18 protein-coding genes are annotated in these 16,529 nt (G+C 36.0%); 11 read left to right on the forward strand and 7 right to left on the reverse strand.

Features of this window, described 5'->3' with window-relative positions; translation table 11 throughout:
• The first annotated feature begins 58 nt into the window (after positions 1-58).
• The gene (locus tag U9M49_RS03630) at positions 59-778 is read left to right on the forward strand and encodes a glycosyltransferase family 2 protein (protein ID WP_322909288.1); all 720 of its coding nucleotides are present in this window, start codon (positions 59-61) and stop codon (positions 776-778) included.
• 77 nt (positions 779-855) lie between these two features.
• On the opposite strand, the gene U9M49_RS03635 is transcribed toward U9M49_RS03630, so the two are convergent.
• From U9M49_RS03635 to U9M49_RS03645, 3 genes are all read right to left on the reverse strand, one after another.
• Positions 856-1,878 (reverse strand): M42 family metallopeptidase, encoded by a 1,023-nt coding sequence (locus U9M49_RS03635; RefSeq protein WP_370873311.1) that lies wholly within the window; start codon positions 1,876-1,878, stop codon positions 856-858.
• Positions 1,879-1,980: 102 nt separating this feature from the next.
• Positions 1,981-2,436, reverse strand: a complete 456-nt coding sequence (locus tag U9M49_RS03640) for a hypothetical protein (RefSeq protein ID WP_095373389.1) — start codon at positions 2,434-2,436, stop codon at positions 1,981-1,983.
• 47 nt (positions 2,437-2,483) lie between these two features.
• Complete coding sequence (locus tag U9M49_RS03645) at positions 2,484-3,575, reverse strand: glycosyltransferase (protein ID WP_322909289.1); 1,092 nt, start codon at positions 3,573-3,575, stop codon at positions 2,484-2,486.
• Between the two features lie 155 nt (positions 3,576-3,730).
• Between U9M49_RS03645 and U9M49_RS03650 the strand changes: the two genes are divergently transcribed.
• The 7 genes from U9M49_RS03650 to sdaAA all read left to right on the forward strand — a co-directional run bounded on the left by U9M49_RS03650 (position 3,731) and on the right by sdaAA (position 9,520).
• Positions 3,731-4,030: a DUF2642 domain-containing protein gene (locus U9M49_RS03650; RefSeq protein ID WP_095373387.1), complete on the forward strand. Its 300-nt coding sequence runs from the start codon at positions 3,731-3,733 to the stop codon at positions 4,028-4,030.
• A 12-nt stretch (positions 4,031-4,042) separates the two neighbouring features.
• The gene (locus tag U9M49_RS03655; protein ID WP_095373386.1) at positions 4,043-4,279 is read left to right on the forward strand and encodes a hypothetical protein; all 237 of its coding nucleotides are present in this window, start codon (positions 4,043-4,045) and stop codon (positions 4,277-4,279) included.
• Positions 4,280-4,459: 180 nt separating this feature from the next.
• Complete coding sequence (locus U9M49_RS03660) at positions 4,460-6,388, forward strand: LTA synthase family protein (RefSeq protein WP_322909290.1); 1,929 nt, start codon at positions 4,460-4,462, stop codon at positions 6,386-6,388.
• 95 nt (positions 6,389-6,483) lie between these two features.
• Positions 6,484-6,717, forward strand: coding sequence for a group-specific protein (locus U9M49_RS03665; RefSeq protein WP_095373384.1), 234 nt, complete (start codon positions 6,484-6,486; stop codon positions 6,715-6,717).
• A 520-nt stretch (positions 6,718-7,237) separates the two neighbouring features.
• The gene (locus U9M49_RS03670; RefSeq protein ID WP_095373383.1) at positions 7,238-7,906 is read left to right on the forward strand and encodes a helix-turn-helix transcriptional regulator; all 669 of its coding nucleotides are present in this window, start codon (positions 7,238-7,240) and stop codon (positions 7,904-7,906) included.
• 36 nt (positions 7,907-7,942) lie between these two features.
• The gene (gene sdaAB / locus U9M49_RS03675) at positions 7,943-8,605 is read left to right on the forward strand and encodes an L-serine ammonia-lyase, iron-sulfur-dependent subunit beta (RefSeq protein ID WP_095373382.1); all 663 of its coding nucleotides are present in this window, start codon (positions 7,943-7,945) and stop codon (positions 8,603-8,605) included.
• 24 nt (positions 8,606-8,629) lie between these two features.
• Positions 8,630-9,520: an L-serine ammonia-lyase, iron-sulfur-dependent, subunit alpha gene (sdaAA, locus tag U9M49_RS03680; RefSeq protein ID WP_322909291.1), complete on the forward strand. Its 891-nt coding sequence runs from the start codon at positions 8,630-8,632 to the stop codon at positions 9,518-9,520.
• A 340-nt stretch (positions 9,521-9,860) separates the two neighbouring features.
• On the opposite strand, the gene U9M49_RS03685 is transcribed toward sdaAA, so the two are convergent.
• Together U9M49_RS03685 and U9M49_RS03690 are read right to left on the reverse strand one after the other, a co-directional pair.
• A complete protein-coding gene (locus U9M49_RS03685) occupies positions 9,861-11,891 on the reverse strand; it encodes a catalase (protein WP_233435259.1) in 2,031 nt (676 codons plus the stop codon).
• A gap of 56 nt (positions 11,892-11,947) precedes the next feature.
• The gene (locus tag U9M49_RS03690; protein WP_095373379.1) at positions 11,948-12,169 is read right to left on the reverse strand and encodes a hypothetical protein; all 222 of its coding nucleotides are present in this window, start codon (positions 12,167-12,169) and stop codon (positions 11,948-11,950) included.
• A gap of 267 nt (positions 12,170-12,436) precedes the next feature.
• Between U9M49_RS03690 and U9M49_RS03695 the strand changes: the two genes are divergently transcribed.
• A complete protein-coding gene (locus tag U9M49_RS03695) occupies positions 12,437-12,712 on the forward strand; it encodes a hypothetical protein (protein ID WP_095373378.1) in 276 nt (91 codons plus the stop codon).
• 75 nt (positions 12,713-12,787) lie between these two features.
• Here U9M49_RS03695 and U9M49_RS03700 read toward each other — a convergent pair whose 3' ends face one another.
• Both U9M49_RS03700 and U9M49_RS03705 read right to left on the reverse strand, forming a co-directional pair.
• A complete protein-coding gene (locus tag U9M49_RS03700) occupies positions 12,788-13,555 on the reverse strand; it encodes an ABC transporter permease (RefSeq protein WP_095373377.1) in 768 nt (255 codons plus the stop codon).
• Entirely contained in the window at positions 13,552-14,274 is a 723-nt protein-coding gene (locus U9M49_RS03705; protein ID WP_322909292.1) for a phosphate ABC transporter ATP-binding protein, read from the reverse strand. The genes U9M49_RS03700 and U9M49_RS03705 overlap by 4 nt, the downstream gene beginning before the upstream one ends.
• 257 nt (positions 14,275-14,531) lie before the next feature.
• Between U9M49_RS03705 and U9M49_RS03710 the strand changes: the two genes are divergently transcribed.
• Positions 14,532-15,596, forward strand: coding sequence for a tartrate dehydrogenase (locus U9M49_RS03710; protein ID WP_322909293.1), 1,065 nt, complete (start codon positions 14,532-14,534; stop codon positions 15,594-15,596).
• A 24-nt stretch (positions 15,597-15,620) separates the two neighbouring features.
• Positions 15,621-16,478, forward strand: coding sequence for a CoA ester lyase (locus tag U9M49_RS03715; protein WP_322909675.1), 858 nt, complete (start codon positions 15,621-15,623; stop codon positions 16,476-16,478).
• Positions 16,479-16,529: the final 51 nt, after the last annotated feature.

The raw sequence follows: 16,529 nt of genomic DNA on the forward strand, positions 1-16,529 counted from the left end.
GTCTCACATGTGGTTTGGACAATACGTCTAGAAAGAAAGAACGGAGTGCATTTAATTTATGGATAAAGTTTCAGTAGTCATCCCTTTTTATAATTGCCGGTATATTGGTGAGGCAATTGAAAGTCTGCTTGCACAGACATATGGAAATATTGAGATTATTGTCATCGATGATGGGTCCACATTACATCTTGATAAACTTGAACCATATAAAAAACAGGTTACTTATGTAAGGAAGGAAAATGGAGGCACAGCTACAGCTCTCAATGCTGGAATTCAAATTGCAACAGGTAAATATTTTTGTTGGCTTAGTGCCGATGATAGCTATAAGCCAACAAAAATAGATAAACAAGTAAAGTATATGGAAACATATGGCGTAAGAGCTTGTTATACCGGCTGTGAGACAATTGGGAAGAGTGATTCACAGATAGATGCTTATTTTAATCAAACCTATTCATTGCGAAGTCACTTTTTAAAAGCTTTATTAAATAGATGTTTTATTCACGGTTGTACAGTTATGCTGCATATGGATTTATTACGCGAAGTTGGTCCATTAGATGTTAGTTATCGATATACACATGATTATGAGATGTGGCTGCGGGTTGGCCTAAGTGAGGAATTTTACTATCTTTCTGAAAAGTTAGTGAATTATCGTGTGCATGAAGAAATGGGGACAGTGCGTCATCAAAGAGAGATAAAGCAAGAAGTTCTCTTTATAAAGAGACAGTATCGAAATCAAGTATTAAAGAAAATCTCAGAGTTAAGAAGGGATGGGCATTAGGAAAAAAATATACCTGCCGTCAAACGATAAGTTTTTGGCAGGTATGGTTATATAAATTGCATATTGGATGTTAAGCTTTAACCCACTAGTTCTGACTGTAAATAATAATAAAGTAAGTCGTAAGTTTGACGAATACTCTTTTCATGCGTGCGCTCAAAAGCGTGGGAGGAATCGATACCTGGTCCTATTAATCCGTGAATAATATCAAATCCAGCTCTAATAGCGGCAGATGCATCGGAACCGTAGTATGGATAAATATCCACTTTATAACCGATTTGATGTTCTTCTGCGAGAGCGACTAAATGTTTACGCAATTGATAATGATAAGGCCCACTAGAATCCTTCGCACAAATAGAAACCGTATATTCATCAGTTGCCTGTCCATCACCGATCGCTCCCATATCCACAGCTAAATACTCTACTGTTTCGTCAGTGATATTTGAATTGCCTCCATAACCAATTTCTTCATTATTTGAAATGAGGAAATGAGTTGTATAAGGTAATTCAATACGAGCAGTAACGATTTCTTTAATTAACTGCAGTAAAATAGCTACACTTGCTTTATCATCCAAATGTCTAGATTTGATAAATCCAGCGTTGGTTATTTCCACTCGTGGATCAAATGAAACAAAATCTCCTACGGCAATTCCTAGTTTTTTAACGTCTTCAATGGAGTGTATTTCTTCATCTAAACGTACTTCCATATTATTTATATTTCTTTCCGCTGTCCCAGCATCTTTATATACGTGAACAGAGGTCTGATGCATGAGAATCGTACCAGTATATTTTTTTCCATCTGACGATTCTATCTGACAGTACTCGCCTTCAATAGAGTTATAACGAAACCCACCAATCAGATCAATTTTTAATCTGCCACTCGGTTTAATTTCCTTTACAATGGCTCCTAATGTGTCCACATGTGCAGTTAACATCCTATGTTGGGAATTGTCTTTGCCAGTAATTGTTGCGATAAGAGCACCTTTGCGGTTTTTTCGTGTTTGTACTCCAAGTTCACGCAAGTATTCCTCAACGAATGAAATTACTTCATATGTATTCCCTGATGGACTAGGGATGGAAACTAAATCTTTTAATAATTGCAGTGTTTCTTTCGTTTGAAAGTTAGTCAAATTTTGTGTGCCTCCTATATGTTTAATTGTCTATTATTATACGCCTTTTTTGTGTGCCTGAACATGCCAGGCTGTTTATTGCTTTTGTGATTGAGATTCTCTTTTTTTAAGCTCTTGTATGGCAAGTATTTTTAGTGAAAGAATTTCTTCTTCACTAAAATGCTTATTAACGGTATCCATTAATTCTTCTTTATCTTTCTCCGTTAACCCTTGTTTTAGTTTTGTAGAAAAATCCTTGATGTCTTGATTGCTGAAGGTTTGCGTTACTTTAGACATGGCTTCTGATCTCGTTTTTATTGGTAAGTCCGTTTTACTTAAGTTCATTGTTGCAAGCTCGACTTTTTCATTTATATATGGCTGGATTGTAGGGTCGTTTAATAATTTTTGCATGTCTTCTTCTTGAAGCGTGTCAGCCAGTTTTGAAGCTGCTTGATAAGTTACTCCCTCTAGCACCGCAAAACAAATAAGTATGGCGGTGAAAACCGTTGTTAAACTTATGAAAGAAATGAATATGATTTTCTTTCTAGGCATGGGGAGCTTGCACCTCCTTTTTTCGTTTCTTTTAGCATATTTTAACATTAATTGAGGAGGTTTACGTACAAACTCGTTAAATCTTTTGTGATTTTCTCAATGTTAAAATCTTTTAATAATGTTTGACGAATATCTTTCATTCCAAGGTTTTTTTCATAAGTCATTAATTGGAGGATGTCATTTTTGATATTCCGTTGATGAATAGGTTGATCTGCCTGATGATCAGCAAAATGACCATATTTCATCTTTTCCCAGTTTTCTTTTGTCACAATTCCACTATAACCTTTTGCTCCTGCTGCTATAACAGGGACTTCACAGCATATCGCTTCCATTGCTGTTCTTCCGGTTCCTACAACCGCATTAACGGAATAGTAAAAGGGACGTAAATCTTGTTGTGAGCCTAATAAATGAACGTATGGTGTTGCTCTTTTCCGATTCATCGCTTTAATCATATTATGAATTTGTTTCGTTCTAAAACCTTCCCCAGCAACAAGTGCGTATAGGTTTGGTTGTCTCAATTCTGCAATGGATTTTAACAGCCGCATGCAAATATCTGCTTTATCAAATTCGAGCCGGCTGGCATAAAAGACGACAAATCCTGTTTCTGGGATATGAAGGTTTTTTCTTACAGTTATATCAGATTGATAAAAATAATCATCTCCATCAATGCCATTTGGGATGAAAATAGATGACAGATTATATTGTTGAACCAATTGCTCTTGAACTAATTGGCTAACAGTAATGATTTGATTACATTTTGGCAGTATTTTTAATAACTCATCTTTTCTATTATATAGGCCATGAAGGGTGTAGACATAGGGGATGTTATGTTTTTGTGCCATATGAAGTAACAAAATACCTGAATATACTTGATGACAATGAATGAGATCAATTTGATGGTTATGAATGATTTCTTCTATTTTTGCTTGTATTTCGGTAGATTTTTTGTCAAAGTTGTTCGGAATTTCAACCTCATAGACAGGAATGTTCTCTTGCTTAAAATTGTCTCCTAATACGCCCGGTCTCCCGATTACAATAATCGTATAACCCATCTGCTTTAATGCTTTACTAATTGTAAATATATAAGTCACTGTTCCGTTTGCTCCTAAGTGATCAGCTACCATTAATATGGATTTCACCTAAACACATCCAATCATGTTTTTTTACATTATATGTGGGGCGTTAAAGGAATTGTTAGAAAAAAGGCGTTTGTACTGGGAAACTCGTCCATTCAGTTTGAGGAAAACAACATAAGATAGTTAGTGATTAAGGAGTGAAGGGAGGGTATTACAATATGTTATGTACTGACTCTAAGAAAAAACATCGTCATCAAGGTGGTAAGAAAAAAGAATGGAAAGAGTGTTGTGGAAGACCATCTCAGAACATTGAAACTGGCGATGACTTCTGTAATTTCGAAGGTTTAAGAAATGAGTTAAGTCGTTTAGTGGGTTCTTTTGTAGAAAAAGAAACTACTGGTGGTCCAGTTGAAGGTGTATTAGCAGCAGTAAGACAAGATTATGCCGTTGTTACTGACGGGACTTCAACATACTTCGTACCATTTAAAAATATTCAATCTGTTGTCAAATTAGGATAAGGAGGGGTTTAAATGTCTAGAGGGGTTTCAAATTTTGCCTCTACACTAGAAGAAGAATGTACCAACTACATTGGCCGTACGGTCACTGTAGTAAGTAACTTTACTTCTCAAACAGGTATCTTGTTACGTGTAGAAGATGGTTCACTTGTGATAGCTCGTGTCGTATCTGGTTATTTATCTACTGAAACGGACGAGATTATTATTCCGTTATGTAATGTAAGTTATATGGAGTTATCAGGAGTTTATTGATGACTTAGAGCCTTCGAAGGTCTTTACCTTTGAAGGCTTTCTCATTTTTATTTGTGTAGCAGGACGATATCAAAAAGCTTCATTTTTGAAACTTTATTATTTTTGTCTTCGTCTTCAATAGGAGCAAGCCTATATCATATTGCATTTATACTTATAAAAGAACGTGAAAGAGGTTTTATAATGGAAGAAAAAAGCCATAAATATATTTCATTTCATACGATTTTTCTCATTGCATTAAGTAGTTTTGTTATGAAGCTCTTGATTACATATAGCACACAGTTTCGAATGAGTATTGAGCTGGGAACGCAAATGATTATATTAGCTACACATATTTTAAGTTCTGCTAGCTTATTTTTTATCTTGTATATATTTAATAAACGTAAACAAATGATTTATTTACTTATCATGGATCTTTTTTTAACCATTATTCTTTATGCAAATGTTGTATACTATCGATTCTTCAATGATTTCATTACAATACCAGTCTTAATGCAAACAAGAACAAATGGGGGGCAATTAAGTAATAGTGCCTTCGCCCTCATACAGCCATTAGATATTCTCTTTTTTATAGATTTGATCGTGTTGGTCGTCCTTTTAACCGTATTTAAAGTTAAGATTGTTGGACATCGAAGCATGAAAATGGCATTGCTAGGTCTTTTCTTAGGAATAATGATGGTTATAGGAAATGTCATTTTAGCAGAAAAGGAACGACCGGGGTTATTTCAGCGCTCATTTGATCGCGCCTATATAGTCAAGTATTTAGGGTTATACAATTTCACACTTTTTGACATTTATCAAAATATACATGCGACTAGTGAAAGAGCAATGGCAGATAGCGAAGATGTGGCAAAGATTAAAAAAGAAATTCAAGATCGCTATGTTTCGCCTTCTCAGGATTATTTTAAATTGGCGCAAAATCGCAATGTGATAGTAATCTCAATGGAATCATTACAAGATTTTGTAATCAATATGAAAATAGAAGGGAAGGAAGTCACACCTTTTCTCAATTCTTTAGTAGAAGATGAGGAGACGTTTTATTTCGATCAAATCTATAATCAAACGGGTCAAGGTAAAACATCGGATGCTGAGTTCATTCTTGATAATTCTTTATATGGCATGCCGCAAGGATCGGCCTATGTAAATAAAGCGCAAAATACCTTTCAATCTACACCAGGAATATTAAAGGAATATGGTTATACATCTGCTTCCTTTCATGGGAATTATAAAACATTTTGGAATCGGAATGAAATGTATCGTTCTCAAGGCTATGACCGTTTCTATGATGCATCATATTATGATATGAATGAGAGAAATACGAAGAATTATGGATTGAAAGATAAACCTTTTTTTGAAGAGTCGATGCCAATATTACAGGGATTACCTGAACCTTTTTACGCAAAATTTATTACATTATCCAATCATTTTCCTTTTGAAATGGACGAATGGGATACAAATTTCCCACAAGCTAATACAAATGATAAGGTTGTTAATCAGTATTTCCAATCAGCAAATTACTTAGATTCCGCATTATCTAAGTTTTTCACAGGTTTGAAAAAGAGTGGATTGTATGACCGTTCTATTATTGTCCTTTATGGTGATCACTACGGAATTTCAGAGAATCATAATGAAGCGATGGCAGAGATTATCGGTAAAGAAATTACACCATTCGAAAGTTTAAAACTACAACAAGTCCCCGTCTTTATTCATATCCCTGGAGTGAAAACAGGTGATTATCCTCAACCTATCGGTGGACAATTGGATATTAGGCCTACACTTCTACATTTATTAGGGGTTGAAACCAATCAATATTTAGGTTTAGGAACAGATTTATTAGCTAAAGGTCATATCGAACTAACGCCATTACGAAATGGTGATTTTGTCTCGAATGATATAAGTATGATTAATCAGCGTTATTATGATAGTAAAAGCGGTAAAATGATATCGTATGAGGAGGAGTTTGATCAACTGACACAAGCAGCGAGAGAAAAACTTGATCTTTCAGATGAAATATTAACAAAAGATTTATTAAGGTTTTATCATCCAGCAGGGTTTACCCCTATCAATCGTGAGGACTATCAATATGTTCAAGACGATGAAGCGGAAAGTTAAAGTATTGAATGTGAACTTCAGGTTAAAATATAGCAAATAACTTATATTCAATGTTATACTTCATACATTGAAAAATTGATTAAGGGGGATAAAAGATGAGCGAATGCAAATTAGATCACACAATGACTGATGTAAAAAATAAGTATATAGATCAGCAATCGTATTTGCCTAAGGATTTGCATGCAAAGTTCGACCTTTTTTTCCAAGAAGAACATAGCCAAGAAATCCTAAACGATGTATTTCATTTATTAAAGAAATACGATTTAGCTGATGAAGAGGAGCAAGACACGAGAAATAATCGTCTTCATTTAGTCTTAAGAAATGTTTGATGATAAAGCGAGAGGACTTTTGTTCTTTCGCTTTTCATTTGTTGTTTTTTGGGTCGATGTGTGTAGCATGATTTGAAAGTATTTTAAAGTTGCTCTCATAAATTTAATCCAAGCTGAAACCCTCACAAAATAAAAAAAGAAGTTTTCCACTTCCAAGAAGAGTCCCAAACTATGAGCGTTGGCAAAATTAAACAAAAAAACTCTGCTCACGTACGAAAAGTGAGTGATTTTGATGTTAGACGTGGGGATACGTTGACACGTAACAAGTAAATGCCCCCTTCTTTCTCGAGTGAATTGTGGATATAATCTATTCTCATATAAATTTACATAATAGCTATTTTAGACTCACTGTTTTTATTTGTTGTTCTTAGTTTATAGTTCTTTCAGAATGATTTTACAAAAAAATTGTATGCATTAAAAAAATATTTTAATTATAGTTTATGTGTGTTATGATGATTAGGATTTGAAATACAACCATTTTGAAAACGGTTTCATTCGAAGAGTATAGGATGTGACAAAGATGAAAAAGAAGGATCAACATATATTTGACTTTGCTATTAGAACGGCAGATATGCTTGTGAAAATGTTTGGCCCTCATTGTGAAGTAGGTGTTCATGATTTCGCAGATTTTAAGAAATCGCTTATACATCTTGCTGGTAATGTAACTGGTCGTTCAATTGGTGCTCCAATTACGGATTTGGTTTTGAACGAATTAGCAAAGGGTAACCATGAGGCAGAGGATCTTGCCAACTATAAAACGCAGACACCAAAAGGAAATGTAATGAAATCATCGACCGTTTTCTTACGAGATGAACATAATAAAATTATTGGCGCGCTATGTATGAACTACGATATAAGCTTGATGATGCAATTTGGTGGTGTCCTTGAAACGTTAACAAACTTTAATGAAGAAGATACAAAGGATGAAACTTTCTTTACATCCGTACAGGATATTGTTCACGAAATGGTAGAACAAGTCCTTCAACCGTTTAAAAAGGCACCTGCAAGTATGACGATTGATGAAAAAATTGAGGCAGTGAAAAGGTTAGAGGAAAAAGGAACCTTCTTAATTAAAGGAGCCAATGAATATGTTGCTTCTATTTTAGGAGTTTCTAAGTTTACTATTTATAATTATTTACAAAAGATAAAAGTGATGAATGAGAATGAGAACACACATGAGTATGTATAAGATAAAGAGTCAGTTAATGATAAAGGAGCATAAGATATGAAATATAGATCAGCATTTGATATTATCGGCCCAGTTATGATCGGACCTTCTAGCTCACATACAGCTGGAGCTGCTCGAATTGGAAGGGTAGCTCGGACCTTATTTGGCAGACAGCCTTCTAAAGCGGAAATATATCTTTATGGTTCATTTGCAAAAACGTATAAGGGACATGGAACAGATGTGGCAATTGTAGGGGGAATTCTTGATTACGATACGTATGATGAACGCATCCCTGGATCGCTTCAATTAGCCGAGCAACTGGGAATGGAAATCGTGTTTTCTGTTGAAGAAGCAGTTGTCGATCATCCAAATACTGTGCGCATTAAATTGTTCGATGATGATAAAGAAATGGAGCTAGTTGGTATTTCCATTGGTGGAGGCTCTATTGAAATAATTGAATTAAATTCATTTGCGCTTAAACTTACAGGTGAACATCCCGCTATCTTAGTGGTCCATAATGACCAATTTGGTGTGATTTCAAAAGTTACTTACCTTTTAGCACAACATGAAATAAACATCGGTCATATGGAAGTGTCAAGAAAAGAAAAAGGGAAAATGGCTTTAATGGTCATTGAAGTTGACCAAAATATTGATCAAAACTTAATGGACGAAATTGCTCAGTTACCACATATCACTCAAGTCATCAAGATGGTGGATTAATGACAGCATGTAGGAGGGATGTATATGTTATTTAAGAACGCGGCAGAATTAGTAGAAATTGCAGACAAAGAGCAAATTAAAATTGCAGAAGTGATGATTCGCCAAGAAGTTGAAGTATCCGGGCGCGCACGTGAAGATATTATTGCCCAAATGGATCGTAATCTTACCGTTATGGAACAAGCAGTAGAGAGAGGTTTAAATGGTGTAACTTCCGTTTCTGGGTTAACAGGAGGAGACGCGGTTTTATTACAAAAATATATAAAAAGTGGAAAAGCACTTTCTGGTCATACACTGCTAGATGCTGTTAGCAAAGCTGTTGCTACAAATGAAGTAAATGCAGCAATGGGAACTATTTGTGCCACACCAACAGCGGGTTCCGCAGGCGTTGTACCTGGAACGTTGTTTGCTGTTAAGGATGTACTTAACCCAACAAGAGAGGAAATGATTGAATTCTTATTTACATCCGCAGCTTTTGGCTTTATTGTTGCCAATAATGCATCCATTTCCGGAGCAGCTGGTGGCTGCCAAGCAGAGGTGGGTTCAGCGAGTGGGATGGCAGCTGCAGCTATTACAGAAATGGCAGGCGGTTCACCTTCTCAAGCAGCACATGCGATGGCGATTACTTTAAAAAATATGCTCGGTTTAGTATGTGATCCTGTAGCTGGTTTGGTAGAAGTCCCTTGTGTGAAAAGAAATGCAATGGGTGCTTCAAATGCGATGACAGCTGCTGACATGGCATTAGCAGGTATCACAAGTAGAATTCCATGTGATGAAGTAATTGATGCCATGTATCGTATTGGTCAAACGATGCCTTCTGCGTTAAGAGAAACGGCTGAAGGTGGGTTAGCTGCTACACCAACAGGTAGAAGGTTAGAAAAAGAGATTTTTGGGAACAAAGCAAAAGCAGGTAAATAATATGAAATAGTACTTAAATGAACATTCTTGCTTCGTGTCTATACGATTCAAGAGTGTTTCTTTTTTTGATTGTTTAGGTAAAAGTTGTAGCATTACGGCTAATAAGGGATGAGGTATAGGAGAAAGAAGTAGAGCAAAGAGCGCTAGGTATTCTTTTTATCAAAATCGAATGAAAAAGTCTTAAAATAGTGCTTATCTTTCAATACGATAGGCGTTCAAACGTTCATCTTTTTCACAGATTTACAATTAAGTACAGACATAGCATAAGAGAAGACCACTACAATAGTGGTCTAATGTAAAATGGGTGCCAAAGGTAGTTGATGCTTGTGTATTTTGTCTATTATCCTCGTTCCCAAAACCTTTGTTTACCTACATTTTGTATATAAGTTTTAAAAGGGCCATTTGTGATTGTTACTCCAGGTTTATTAATAATACCAACTTCTTGGATTAAGTACATGCCACTTCGAGAAGAGCCGATCGGTTTATAATGATTATATTGTTCAATTATATAGCTCTTTGCTTTTTGATTAAAGTGAGGTGTAGCTCCTCTTCCAGATACGACAAATAGACTGTCATAAACCAGTGGAGAGCCTGTTAAAAAGGAATCGTCGACTTGAAGCGTACTACCATCAGTTCCATTCAATGTTTCCTGTGTTTCACTAATAATGAACGGGCGAGTTTTTGCTGCGAGTAGCTGTTGTAATAATGGACGTACAATAGCTGCATCATATTGGTCAGCTACGATGATCCCCACCTTTAAAGTAGCTGGCGAAAAAGTTGTGTTTGCCATACTAAGTGCTTTAGAGGACGCAGTTTCCGATGATTCTTTCACATTTGGTGGCTCAACACCAATTTTATGTGCCACGGATGTGGCAAGATCGTGGCTAATATGACCAATGAGGTTGACTACATTTTGTCTGACCATTTTACTTTTTACTTTACCTAATTCAAAGCTAAAAGCTAAGAAAATATGATTCCTTTCAACATCACTCATACTATTCCAAAATAACCTCGCCTGAGAAAAGTGGTCTGTAAAACTTGGAGCAGTTTTTCGAACTTTCATGCCTTCAACTTGAGAAGGATATGTGAGGAATCCTCCTCTTGCTGGGGGTACTTCATAAGGTGTATTGTTTTGCAAGGAATTATTGTGATAAGCGACTTTATCCTTATCGATAATATATCTGGCTGCTCCATCTCGTTGGTTGTTATGAAATGGACAAACAGGACGATTAATAGGAATTTGCTGAAAATTTGTTCCTACACGATATATTTGTGTATCTGAATAGGAAAAAATACGCGTTTGTAGTAGGGGGTCATTAGAGAAGTCAATACCACGAACAATACTACCAGGGTGAAGAGCAACTTGTTCTGTTTCGGCAAATACATTATCTACATTTCGATTCAATGTCATTTTACCTATTTTCCGTACGGGAACAAGCTCTTCTGGCCATAATTTAGTCGCATCTAGAATATCAAAGCCGAATTTAAATTCGTCTTCTTCATTTATGACTTGTATGCCTAATTCATACTCAGCAAAGTGACCTTCTTCGATATTTTCCCATAAATCTCTGCGGTGAAAATCGGCATCAGCTCCGCCAAGTTTTTGTGCTTCATCCCAAATTAACGAGTGCAGGCCGAGTACAGGCTTCCAATGAAATTTAACAAATCTCGCTTCGTTATTTTTATTAACCAGTCTAAATGTATGGACGCCGAAGCCCTCCATCGTTCTAAAGCTACGGGGAATTGTCCGGTCAGACATAATCCACATCATCATTGCTGCAGATTCTTCATTGCTAGAAATGAAGTCCCAAAAAGTGTCGTGAGCTGTTTGACCTTGTGGAATTTCATTATGCGGTTCAGGTTTTACTGCATGAATGAGATCTGGAAATTTAATACCGTCTTGAATAAAGAAGATGGGAATATTATTCCCTACCAGGTCAAAATTACCTTCTTCTGTATAAAATTTTGTTGCAAATCCCCGTACATCTCGGTTCGTTTCATTTACCCCTCTAGAGCCCGCCACCTGAGAAAAACGGACGAATACTGGTGTTTCTAAACTAGGATCTTGAAGAAAATGAGCCATTGTTATATCTTCTAACGATTCATATACACGAAAAACCCCATGGGCAGCAAATCCCCTCGCGTGAACTACTCTCTCAGGAATACGCTCTCTATCAAAATGAGCCATTTTATCCTGAAATATAAAATCCTCCATCAAGGTGGGACCGCGTTCACCAGCTGTTAGAGTATTTTCGTCATTCGCAATTTTTACCCCTTCATTAGTTGTTAACGGTTGATTTTTATTTTCACGAATGAATGCTTCTAATTGTTTCGTTTTTTTATTTTCTGGCTTTTTGCCTTCTCGCTCCACTACAGTCACCTCCATTATCAAAGGTATGATGACGGTAAAAAAGTATGTATAAAATTTTATGATATACGCTTTTGATGGTCTTTCACGGCAATTAATATCCCTTTATTAATCCAATAATTGAAGTTTTCTGGCGGGAAAACGCCACGTCTTTGTGAAGACCCCATTTCAATAATAATACTACTATCACTTACATCCAAAACCTTCAAAGATTTTGACAAACATAAGTTCGGTAAAAAACCATCTTTAATTTTAAACTCCATATTCTTTTTAATAGCCATGTAGATTCGCCTCCATTTGAAATGATGCATTAATGCGATAGACTAGGCTTTCATTCGCCTAATCTTTTAGATAATACAGAACTTATATAAATCGTATCTTAAAAACCTTTTAAATGTTTATTTTCCTTTGCTGTTTACTTGGATTGTTCAATTATAATGTAACCAATTTTCATGAGGTTTATCCTTTTATAAGAGTATTTCAGCAATGATGAAGAATAATAGAAAGAACAATGTTGTTGGTTTAAATATTGAAAGGGGCAATAAGAGATGGAATTTCCCGTCATACATACAAATTTTTGGGATGCTATGATCGCCATTCCCATCGTGATTATCTTTACGCAAATGTTAAAATATTTTCTAGGGATTAGTAAACCTTTTGTACCAACAGTGGCTATACTTATTGGGTTAATTGTATCGATTTTTATTAGTCATAGAGGTGATCTCATTGCAGGGGTCTTTATGGGTTATTTTTATGGTTATGGGGCTATTGGTAGTTACGCTTCCCTTAAAACATCTTTGCTTTATTTTAGAAATAAAAAATAATTCAAAAGGGTATAGAGTTTATTAAAACGAAAAAACACGAACAAATTTCCATTTGTCCGCGTTTTATAAAGGATATCATTCCGATTTACTTGGCGTATGAGTCACAAATTGCATCCTTTCATTAAACATTGTTGGATAGGAGAGGAATCCAAGTATAATACTCGTAATAACAGCAGATGAAAGCAACATAAATAGAATCAACAATTGAAACATGACAGCCTGAACAGGATCAGCGCCTGCAATTATTTGTCCACTCATCATCCCAGGTAGTTGTACAAGACCAATCGTTTTTTGACTTTCAATTGTTGGTATTGTACTTGCGCGAATACTAGTCATTAACTGGCGATGAATGGCTTGTTTCGGTGTACCCCCCAATGAGAGAAAAAGTTCTACTTCTCCTGTTCTGTTTTCAATTTCCGCGGTAAATCGATTAAGAAATAATATTGATAATACCATCGCATTACCAATAATCATTCCACTAATGGGTATCATATATTGCGCAGTTGCTGGAATAATTTTAAGACTAATAAGGACACTTTGGGTCAACACTTCAATAAAGCAGTATGTAAGAATTAGTTTCCATGTAATGCCTTTGATCATCACACCTTTTTTTCTTGCATTATGTACGGCAGCAGTAATAATGAGAATAATCATTAAAAAGATATAGAAAAAGCTTTCTGAATCAAAAACGAATTGCAACACGTAACCGACCGCAAGAAGTTGGATGATTGAGCGAATGGTCGCAATCAAGACATCCTTCTCAAGACCTAGCTTGAATGTTTTAGATAAGAGAATAGGAATAAGAACAAATATTAATGTCAGAGATAATTGGAAAAAAGTCATTTTTCCTCACCACCTTCAAAAAACTGCTTGACCTTATCATTAGAGGTTGAAACAATTTCAGAACTTTTTCCATGTGCCGCTAGTTTGCCATCTATAATTACCCACGTCTCATCCCCTATGCGTAGTGCTTGATCAAGATTATGAGTAATCCAAACAATGGTTGTTTTTCTCTTTTGATTAATGGATGTAATTAGTTGCTCAACTTCCCTTTGTGAAGTTTGGTCAAGGGCTGATGTAACTTCGTCTAACAATAATATTACTGGTTCATTCAATAATGTCCGCGCGATAGACACCCTTTGTTGTTGCCCTCCAGAAAGGTCTGTTGCTTTGCGGTGAAGAAATTCTTCATTCAATCCAATCAAATTAAGCATTTCAATCGCCTTTTCTTTTGACAACTTTTCTCCATTGAGGGTTAGCGGCAACGATAAATTATCATAGACATCCCCTTCTATCATAATGGCTTTTTGCAGAACTATTCCTACATTACGACGTAAAACTGTTGGTGTAATGGTCAAAATATCCTCACCATGAATGAAAATGTCTCCAGATGAGGCTGATTTCATCCCATTACATAAATGAAAGAGTGTAGATTTGCCCGAGCCTGATGGACCGACAACGGTCGTTATATTCCCCGATGAAATAGTACCAGTTATGTCTTTAATAATTGATAATGAATCAGTGTGATAATGTACATTTTGAAATGAAATTGCTGTATGCAAATATAACCACCCTTTTAAATTTATGATAAATCTTTATGTACAATCTTAGTATATCCTAAAGGATGAGATTGGTTAGATATTTAAAACATTCTTGCTTAAAATGCCGAAGAAATAACTTGATGTTCTTTAAAATAAAGCGCTCTAACGGTTACTTAGTATAAAGACTTCACTTAATATTTGAAAAAAGAAAAGGATTTATTAAAGGAAGTAAAGAAAAGAAAATATATAACAATGACAACATAGAGGAGGTAAAAATGATGAAAAGATATGAATTAGCAGTGATTCCTGGTGATGGTATCGGGAAAGAGGTTGTACCTTCTGCCGTAAAAGTGCTCCAAACAGCAGCGACTTTACATGGTGGTATTCAATTAGAGACAACTGAATTTCCATGGGGGTGCGACTATTATCTCAAACATGGCAAAATGATGAGTGATGACGGTCTAGAGCGACTGAAGAATTTTGATGCGATTTTTTTAGGGGCAGTAGGAGATCCGAACAAAGTTCCCGATCATATTTCATTATGGGGGTTACTCATTCACATTAGGAGAGAATTTGAGCAGACCATTAATATCCGACCAGCCAAATTATTTAAAGGGCTAACCTCCCCTCTCGTTGATCCAGGGGCATTTAATTTTCTAGTTGTACGTGAAAATAGTGAGGGCGAGTATAGTGAATCTGGTGGGAGAATACATAAAGAAACAGACGAAATCGCTATCCAAAACGCCATTTTTACGAGAAAAGCAACGGAAAGAGTAATGGATTATGCGTTTAAGCAAGCTGTTCTTCGTAAGGGTCATGTCACTTCAGCTACGAAATCTAACGGTATTGTCCATTCGATGCCATTTTGGGATGAAGTGTTTAATGATGTGAGTAATCGCTATACAGGAGTGCGTACATCATCTGTGCATATTGATGCACTAGCTGCTTTTTTTGTTACCAAACCGAGCGATTTCGATGTGATCGTTGCTAGTAATCTTTTTGGAGATATTTTAACTGATATTGGTGGAGCGATTATGGGGAGTATTGGTATAGCCCCTGCAGGAAACATCAATATAAATGGGAAATATCCGTCCATGTTTGAGCCTGTACATGGTTCAGCGCCAGATATTTATGGTAAAGGAATAGCCAATCCAATCGGGCAAATATGGACGGCTTCGTTAATGTTAGATCATTTAGGTGAAATCGCACTAGCTAGAGAGGTCTTACGAGCAATGGAAGAAGTTACTGATGCAGGGATAAAGACGAGAGATATTGGCGGAAATGCTACGACTGATGAAGTGACAAATAAAATTTGTCTTCAATTACAAAATAATATTGGCTGAATGTAGGGAGGTTGAAGATATTTGATGAATCAAATGTTTAGTTTTTTATTCGTACCTGCGATCTCTACCAAGATGGTAAATAAGGCTTTAACAATTAAGCAATCAGCCATCATACTTGACTTAGAGGATTCTGTTGCCCATTCCAAAAAGCATGTAGCCAGAGAGAAGGTCTCTGGTTATATGAGTGAACTTAATGAATGGGATAGGCAAAGGGTATATATTAGGATTAATGATAGTGAAAGTCCGTATTTTTATCATGATCTCCAATTAGTTAAAGTATGTAAGCCACGGGGACTATTTATCCCAAAAGCAGAAGATAAAAACATGATAAAGGAGATAGCAACTTATTTGGCAGACGAATCGATAGCTCTTATTCCCTTAATCGAAACGGCAAAAGGGATACATTATTCATTTGACATTGCCACTGCAACAGAAACCGTTGAAAGACTGGCTTTTGGTGCGGTTGATTATTGTTTAGATACAAATATTGAGGTAGGAGAGGGGAGGGAAGAGTTATTATACGCACGTTCACAACTAGTAAACGCTTCAGCAGCAGCTAAAATACTACCCCCTATTGATTCTGTGTTCCTTCATTTAGAGAATAGCAATGATCTCATTAAAGAAACAACCCATGGCCGGAAAATAGGCTTTGCTGGTAAATTAGCGATTCATCCAAAGCAAGTCGTACGAATCAATGATGTGTATCATCAAGAGAATAACAACCGTATTCATGAAGCGAAAGAAGTGATTAGACTGTTTGAAGACGCTGAGAAAGAGGGAAAAGCATCAATTAATGTGAATGGGCGTTTAGTGGATTATCCCGTTTATAAACAGGCTAAGAAATTACTACAGATAAATAGTGAGTGTAATGAATCAAGGTGATGACACTTTCATATTGTGAACTGTAAAATGTTTGATACGCTAGTATTAGCT

The organism is Cytobacillus sp. OWB-43 (genome assembly GCF_034651445.1).
GTDB classification, from domain to species: domain Bacteria; phylum Bacillota; class Bacilli; order Bacillales; family Cytobacillaceae; genus Cytobacillus; species Cytobacillus kochii.